Origin of the sequence: Actinomadura sp. GC306, from assembly GCF_004348665.1 — a bacterium.
Taxonomy (GTDB): domain Bacteria; phylum Actinomycetota; class Actinomycetes; order Streptosporangiales; family Streptosporangiaceae; genus Spirillospora.
The window spans coordinates 1-7,819 of record NZ_SMKM01000299.1; the positions used below are offsets into that span (position 1 = coordinate 1).

The following is a 7,819-nucleotide window of genomic DNA, read 5'->3' on the forward strand; positions in this document are numbered from 1 at the left end:
GGGTGGCGTTCGGGGGCGGCACGTCCCTCATGATGGCCGACGGGGGTGACGGGGCGTCGCCCCCGCGGAGACCTCCAGGACGCCCGTCTCGGTGACCAGGGCGGTCACGAGGCGGGCGGGCGTGACGTCGAACGCGGGGTTGAAGCCGGCCACGCCGTCCGGGGCGGTCTTCACGCCGCCCCAGGTCAGGATCTCCTCTTCGTGGCGCTCCTCGATGGGGACGCCGCCGCCGTCCGGAACGGTCAGGTCGATGGTGCTCCACGGCGCGGCGACGACGAAGGGGACGCCGGCCGCCGCGCAGGCCAGCGCCACGCCGACCGAGCCGATCTTGTTGGCGGTGTCGCCGTTGGCGGCGATGCGGTCCGCGCCGATGACGGCCACGTCCGCCAGGCCGCGCAGGATCGTGCTCGGTGCCGCGCCGTCCGCCTGGACGACGCACGGGATCCCGGCCTGGTGGAGTTCCCACGCGGTGAGGCGGGCGCCCTGGAGGAGCGGACGCGTCTCGTCGGCGTAGACGATCTCGACGCGTCCGCGTTCGTGCAGTTCGCGGACGACGCCGAGGGCCGTCCCCCAGCCCGCCGTGGCGAGGGCGCCGGCGTTGCAGTGGGTGAGGACGCGCAGGGGCCGGTCGCCGGTGCGGCCGAGGATCCAGTCGGCGCCGAACGCCCCGATGGCACGGTTGCCGCGAATGTCCTCGTCCAGCAGCGCCTGCGCCTCGGCCGCCACCGCGTCCGCGCCCTCGGCGGCCAGCGGCAGCACCCGGTCGACGCCCGCGGCGAGGTTGACCGCGGTCGGGCGGGCCTCGCGGATGCGGGCGATCGCGGCGTCGCGGGCGGCAGCGTCCCAGCCCTCCCGCGCGGCCTGGCGGACGGCGATGGCGACGCCGAACGCACCCGCCACGCCCAGCGCGGGCGCTCCGCGCACCGCGAGCCGCTGGATCGCGTCCACGAGCGTGTCGACGTCCCCGGCCGTCAGGTACTCGACCCGGCCGGGCAGGAGGGTCTGATCCAGGAGCCGCAGTCCGCCGCCGGTCCACTCGATGGTCCGCACATCGCTCGTCATACCGCCCATGATGCCCGCGAAAATCCGCGATGCCCTACGCCACCGGGCCTTACGGGCCCGTCGTCGCACTCTGTGACCTGCGACGACTTGACAACGGTCGAACTCATGTTCGAAATTGTGCGGAGGGGTGAAGGGAGGGCGGCCGTGCCGGAGGGGGCGCTGCGGGAGCTCGTGCGGGACCTCGCGCGGGACACGGTGCCGGCGGGTGCCGGGGACACGGTACCCGTGCTGCCCGCGCTGCGGCCCGCCGTGCCCGGCGGGCTGCGCCCGGGTTCGGTCGTGGGGCTGCCGGGGCCCGGCGCGGCGTCCCTCGGCCTCGCGCTCGTCGCGGGCGTGTCCCGGCACGGCGGCGAGGACGGCGCCGGCGGCTGGTGCGGCGTCGTCGGCCTGCCGGAGTTCGGCGTCGCCGCCGCGGCCGGCATGGGGGCCGCCCCCGAGCGCCTCCTCCTCGTGGACGACCCGGGCGAGCGCTGGCCGGACGTGGTCGCCGCGCTCTGCGAGGCCGTGGACCTGGTCCTGCTGTGCCCGCCCGAGCGGCCCGGCGCCGCGGCGGTCCGCCGCCTGTCGGCGCTGGCCCGCAAGCACGGCTGCGTGCTGGCGCTGACCGGCGCGTTCGCCGGCGACTGGGCGGGCACCCGGCTGCGGCTGCGGCTGGAGGGCGCCGCCTGGGAGGGGCTCGCCGACGGCCACGGCCGGCTCACCGGCCGCCGCGTCCAGGTCGTCGCCGAGGGCCGCGACGCCCCCGGCCGGGGCCGTCGCGCCCGCGTCTGGCTCCCCGCCCCGGACGGCACGGTCATGCCGGACGAGACCGTCCGCCCGCCGCTGGAGCTCGTCCCCGGGTCCGTCGCGGACGGCGGCCCGGTCCACCGGAGGCCGTCCGCCCTCCCGCCGCGGGTGCGTGTGCCGGCCGAGGAGGGGATCGCGTGACGCGGGTCCTGGTCGTGTGGTGCCCGGACTGGCCGGTCACGGCGGTGGGGGTGGACGCGTCCGCCGCCGGGGCCGTGGTGGAGCGGGGCCGGGTCGCGGCCTGCACGGCGGCGGCGCGGGCCGAGGGGGTGCGGCGGGGCCAGCGGCTGCGGGACGCGCAGCGGCGGTGCCCGGAGCTGGCGGTGCGGGAACGCGACGCCGACGCTGAGGGGCGGCTGTTCGAGACCGTCGCCGCGGCGGTCGCGGAGCTGACGCCGCGCGTCGAGGTGGTGCGGCCGGGGCTGTGCGCGCTGCCCGCGCGGGGCGCGGCGCAGTTCCACGACGGTGAGGAGGCGCTGCGCGTCCTCGTCCAGGACACGGTGGTCGAGGCCGGGTACGACTGCGGGGCGGGCGTCGCGGACGGGCTGTTCGCCGCGGAGCTCGCCGCGCGGGCCGGGCAGGGCGGCGTCGTGGTGCCGGAGGGCGGCGCGGCGGCCTTCCTCGCGCCGTACCCGCTGGCGGTGCTGGACCGGCCGGAGCTCGCCGACCTGCTGCGGCGCCTCGGTGTCAAGACCCTGGGCGACTTCGCGGCGCTGCCGTCCGGGCACGTCGCCGGCCGGTTCGGGGCGGACGGGGCGCTCGCGCACCGGCTGGCCAGGGGCGAGGAGCCGCGCCCGCTCGCGCCCGCCCGGCCTGCCGCCGACCTGTCGGTGCGCGCCGCGTTCGAGCCGCCCGCCGAGCGGTCCGAGCGGGTCGTGTTCGGGGCGAAGCGGCTCGCCGCCGAGCTGCACGAGGGGCTCGCGGCGGACGGGCTGGCCTGCGTCCGGCTGGAGGTCGCGGCCGGATTCGCGGACGGCCGCGTGCTGCGGCGGCTGTGGCGCCATGACGGCATGTCGGCGGCGGCGGTCGCCGAGCGGGTGAGATGGCAGCTCTCGGCCTGGCAGCCGCAGGGCGTCCAGGCCGAGCAGGTGTGGGGCGGGGTGACGTGGCTGGAGCTGGTCCCCGACCAGCTCGTCCCCGATGAGGGGCGGCAGGAGGCGCTCTGGGGCCGCACCACCGTCACCGACCGGGTCGCGCGGGCCGCCGACCGCATCCAGGCGCTGCTAGGCCACCGCGGCGTCACCCGCCCGGTGCTGGTGGGCGGGCGCGGGCCGGGCGAGCAGGTCGTCAGGATCCCGGTGGGCGACCTGGCCCCGGCCGGCCCGCCCGAGGGGCCGTGGCCGGGCCGCGTCGGCGCCCCGGCACCGGCGGTCGTGCCGGTGGCGCCGCCGGACGCCGAGCTGCGCGACGCGGCGGGCGCCGCCGTGGTGGTGTCGGCGCGGTGCGAGGTGTCCGCGCCGCCCGCCACGCTCACCGTCCGGGGCCGTCCCGCCGCGGTCACCGGATGGACGGGCCCGTGGCCCGCCGACGAGCGCTGGTGGGACCCGGCCCGGGCGCGGCGCCGGGCGCGGTTCCAGGTCACCACGGACGACGGCGCCGCCTACCTCCTCGCCGTCGAGGGCGGCCGGTGGCACGTGGAGGCCGTCTATGACTAGCTGGCACAACCCGCCGATCCCGTGGCGGGAGTTCGAGGAGCGGCTGTCGTGGCGGCCCGCCCGGCCGCGGGCGGCGGAGCCGCCGCAAGAGCCCCCGGCGCCCCGCCGCGAGGCCGGGGACGTGCCGTGGGCGGAGCTGCACTGCCACTCGTCGTTCAGCTTCCTCGACGGGGCGAGCGACCCCGCCGCACTGGTCGCGGAGTCGGCGCGGCTCGGCGTGGAGACGATGGCGATCACCGACCACGACGGCATGTACGGGGCGGTGCAGTTCGCCCAGGCCGCGGCCGGGGCCGGCGTCGGGACGGTGTTCGGCGCCGAGCTGGGCCTCGGCCTGCCGGGGCCGCGGACCGGTGCGCCCGACCCGGGCGGCCGGCACCTGCTCGTCCTCGCGCGGGGCGCCGCCGGGTACGCGCGGCTCTGCTCGGCGATCACGTCCGCGCAGCTCGCCGGCGGGCGCAAGGGCCGCCCCGTGTACGACCTGGACGCGCTGGCCGGCGCCCACGACGGGCACTGGGCGGTGCTGACCGGCTGCCGCAAGGGCTCGGTCCCGGCGGCGCTGGAGGCGGGCGGGCCGGCCGCGGCGGAGCGGGAGCTGCGGAACCTCACCGGCATGTTCGGGCGGGAGAACGTGTTCGTCGAGCTGATCGACCACGACCAGCCGGACGACGACCACCGCAACGACGCCCTGTTCGACCTCGCCGCGCGGGTGGGGACCGGCGTGGTGGCGTCCAACAACGTGCACTTCGCCGCGCCGGGCGCCGACGCGCGGCTGGCTCAGGCGATGGCGGCCGTCCGCGCCCGCCGCGGCCTCGACGACATGGTCGGCTGGCTCCCGGCCACCGGCACCGCGCACGTCCGCAGCGGTGCCGAGATGGCGCGGCGGCTCGCGCGGTTCCCCGGCGTCGTGGAGCGGACCGCCGCGCTCGGCCGCGAGTGCCGGTTCGACTTCCACGTCGTCGCGCCCCGCCTGCCGGACTGGCCCGTCCCGGACGGGCACACCGAGGCGAGCTGGCTGCGCCACCTGGTGAAGGAGGGCGCGCTCCAGCGGTACGGGCCGCCGGAGCGGGAGCGCGTGTCCGGCGCGTACGCGCAGATCGCCCGGGAGCTGGACGTCATCGAGCGGCTCGGCTTCCCCGGCTACTTCCTGATCGTGCACGACATCGTGGAGTTCTGCCGCGGCCGGGGCATCCTGTGCCAGGGCCGCGGGTCGGCGGCGAACTCGGCGGTCTGCTACGCGCTCGGCATCACCGGGGTCGACGCCGTCCGGCACGGGCTGCTGTTCGAGCGGTTCCTGTCGCCGGGCCGGGACGGGCCGCCCGACATCGACCTCGACATCGAGCACCGCCGCCGCGAGGAGGCGATCCAGTACGTCTACGGCAAGTACGGGCGCGAACGCACCGCCCAGGTCGCGAACGTCATCAGCTACCGGCCGCGGATGGCGGTGCGGGACGCGGCCCGCGCGCTCGGCTTCTCCCCCGGCCAGCAGGACGCCTGGTCGAAGGGCGTCGACCCGCGCGACCCGGTCGGTGCGGAGAGCGACGTCCCCGCGCCGGTCATGGAGCTGGCGAACCGGATGCTGGCGCTGCCGCGCCACCTCGGCATCCACTCCGGCGGCATGGTGATCGCCGACCGGCCGGTCGGGGAGATCTGCCCGATCGAGTGGGCGGCGATGCCGGGCCGCAGCGTCCTGCAGTGGGACAAGGACGACTGCGCGGCGGCGGGCCTGGTGAAGTTCGACCTGCTCGGCCTCGGCATGCTCGCCGCGCTGCACGACTGCTTCGACCTGGTCGCCGAGCACCACGGGCGGCGGTACGACCTGCAGTCCGTCCCGCCGGACGACCCGCTCGTCTACGACATGCTGGGCGACGCCGACACGGTCGGGGTGTTCCAGGTGGAGTCGCGGGCGCAGATGGCGACGCTGCCGCGGCTGAGGCCCCGCGAGTTCTACGACCTGGTGGTGGAGGTCGCGCTGATCCGCCCCGGGCCGATCCAGGGCGGGTCCGTCCACCCGTACCTGCGCCGCCGCAAGGGCATGGAGCCCGCGACGTGCCCGCATCCGCTGATGGAGCCGGCCCTGTCGCGGACGCTGGGCGTGCCGCTGTTCCAGGAGCAGATGATGCAGCTCGCCGTGGACTGCGCCGGGTTCACCCCGGCCGAGTCCGACCGGCTCCGGCAGGCGATGGGCGCCAAGCGCGCGCCCGAGCGCGTCGAGCGGCTGCGGCGCCGGCTGCTGGACGGGATGGCCGAGCGCGGCATCCCCGCCGACGTCGCGGAGAGCGTGTACGAGAAGATCCTCGGCTTCACCGGCTTCGGGTTCCCCGAGTCGCACGCGCAGAGCTTCGCGCACCTGGTGTACGCGAGCGCCTACCTGAAGCGGCACTACCCGGCCGCGTTCACCGCCGCCCTCGTCCGCAACCAGCCGATGGGGTTCTACAGCTCGCAGAGCCTCCTGGCCGACGCCCGGCGCCACGGTGTCGAGGTCAGGGGCGTGGACGTCAACGCGAGCGGCGTCCACCCGGTGCTGGAGGAGCCGGTGCCGGTGGAGTCCGCCCACCCGCACGCGCCCGCCGAGCCGCAGCCCGCGATCCGCCTCGGGTTCGCCGGCATCCGCAACGTCGGCGAGGAGACGGCGGAGGCGATCGCGGCAGGCCGCCCCTACACGGGCATGGAGGACCTCGCCCGGCGGGTGCCGCTGTCCGCCGGGGCGCTGGAGGCCCTCGCCACGGCGGGCGCGTTCGACCGGTTCGGCCTGTCCCGGCGGGAGGCGCTGTGGGCGGCGGGCGCGCTGGCGGGGTCCGGCCCCGGGCGGCTCGAAGGGGTGACGCCGGGCACGTCCGCTCCGCCGCTGCCCCCGCTGACGCCGATCGAGGAGACGCTCGCCGACCTGTGGGCGACGGGTGTCTCCCGCACCCACCCGGTGGCGCACGTCCGGGAGGCGCTGGACGAGCTGGGCGCGCTGCCCGCCGCACGGCTCGCCGGGACGCCGGGCGACACCAACGTCGTCGTCGCCGGGCTCGTCACCCACCGGCAGCGCCCGCCGACCGCCGGCGGCATCGTGTTCATGACGCTGGAGGACGAGACCGGCATCATCAACGTGGTGTGCCCGCCGGAGGTGTTCCGGCGGCACCGCGGCCTGGCCGTCGACGCGCAGGCGCTGCTGGTCGGCGGGCGGCTCGAACGCACCGACGGCGTCACCAACGTCCGCGCCACGCGGCTGCGGCGGCTCCCCGTGCCGGGCCGCGTCCGCGCGCGGAACTTCCACTGATCCGCATCCGCCCGGGACTCGCTAGAACCTCGGGGCGTCCTCTGACATCGTAAGGAAAAGTTGGGACCGCGTGCCGTCGCGTCGGCGGCCGCCAAGGCGCGGCTCATGGGCGGAAGGTGGTCGGCATGGACGGCCCGCGCGCGTCTTCTCCGGGCGAACTGCGCCCCGAGGACCCCACGCGGATCGGCCGGTACCGCATCGAGGCCAAGGTCGGCGAGGGCGGGATGGGCGCGGTGTACCTCGGCCGCGACCCCGGCGGGCGCCAGGTCGCGGTGAAGGTCGTGCGGTCCGCGCTGGCCGGCGACCGGACGTTCCTGGCCCGGTTCCACGACGAGGCCGCCAACGCGCAGCGCGTCGCGTCGTTCTGCACCGCGCAGGTCCTGGAGCACGGCGACGACCTGGGCCTCGCCTACATGGTCACCGAGTACATCGACGGGCCGTCGCTGCTGGAGCACGTCACCGAGAACGGCCCGCTGTCCCCCGGGATGCTGCACGGCGTCGCGGTCGGGGTGGCCGCCGCGCTCGTCGCCATCCACAGCGCCGGGCTGGTGCACCGCGACCTCAAGCCGAGCAACGTGCTGCTGTCCATCTCCGGGCCGCGCGTGATCGACTTCGGGATCGCGCGGGCGCTGGACGTGGCGTCCGCGCACACCCGGACCGGGCAGGTCGTCGGCACCCCCGGCTGGATCGCGCCCGAGCAGATCACCTCCCAGCAGGTCACCCCGGCGGTGGACGTGTTCGCGTGGGGGTGCCTGGTGGCGTACGCGGCGAGCGGGCACAACCCGTTCGGGCAGGGCTCGTTCCAGATCCTCGCCGCCCGCGCCGTGCACGCCGAACCGGAGATCGGGGACCTGCCGCCCGCGCTGGCGGGGCTGGTGGAGTCCGCGCTGCACAAGGACCCGGAGCGCCGGCCGAGCGCCCGCGACCTGCTGCTCGGCCTGGTCGGCGGCGCCGGCGAGGCCGCGGTGACGACGGAGCTCGGCGAGACGTGGACGGCCCCGCCGGAAGCCGACGCGCCCGGCGTCCCGGCTCCGGCCCCGGTCCCCGTGCC

Annotated in this window: 5 protein-coding genes; 4 read left to right on the forward strand and 1 reads right to left on the reverse strand. The window is 77.2% G+C overall.

Annotated features, from left to right (window positions below):
- Positions 1–27: 27 nt before the first annotated feature.
- Positions 28–1,062, reverse strand: coding sequence for an S-methyl-5-thioribose-1-phosphate isomerase (mtnA, locus tag E1200_RS28650; RefSeq protein ID WP_131955197.1), 1,035 nt, complete (start codon positions 1,060–1,062; stop codon positions 28–30).
- A 144-nt stretch (positions 1,063–1,206) separates the two neighbouring features.
- On the opposite strand from mtnA, the gene E1200_RS28655 reads away from it, so the two are divergent.
- From E1200_RS28655 to E1200_RS28670, 4 genes are all read left to right on the forward strand, one after another.
- On the forward strand, positions 1,207–1,989 hold the full coding sequence (locus E1200_RS28655) for a hypothetical protein (protein WP_243708900.1): 783 nt from the start codon (positions 1,207–1,209) through the stop codon (positions 1,987–1,989).
- On the forward strand, positions 1,986–3,503 hold the full coding sequence (locus E1200_RS28660) for a DNA polymerase Y family protein (RefSeq protein WP_131955198.1): 1,518 nt from the start codon (positions 1,986–1,988) through the stop codon (positions 3,501–3,503). The genes E1200_RS28655 and E1200_RS28660 overlap by 4 nt, the downstream gene beginning before the upstream one ends.
- The gene (locus E1200_RS28665) at positions 3,496–6,768 is read left to right on the forward strand and encodes an error-prone DNA polymerase (RefSeq protein ID WP_131955199.1); all 3,273 of its coding nucleotides are present in this window, start codon (positions 3,496–3,498) and stop codon (positions 6,766–6,768) included. Before E1200_RS28660 ends, E1200_RS28665 begins: the two co-directional genes overlap by 8 nt.
- Positions 6,769–6,893: 125 nt before the next feature.
- Positions 6,894–7,819: serine/threonine-protein kinase (locus E1200_RS28670; RefSeq protein ID WP_131955200.1), on the forward strand; the 926-nt coding region annotated here is incomplete at its 3' end.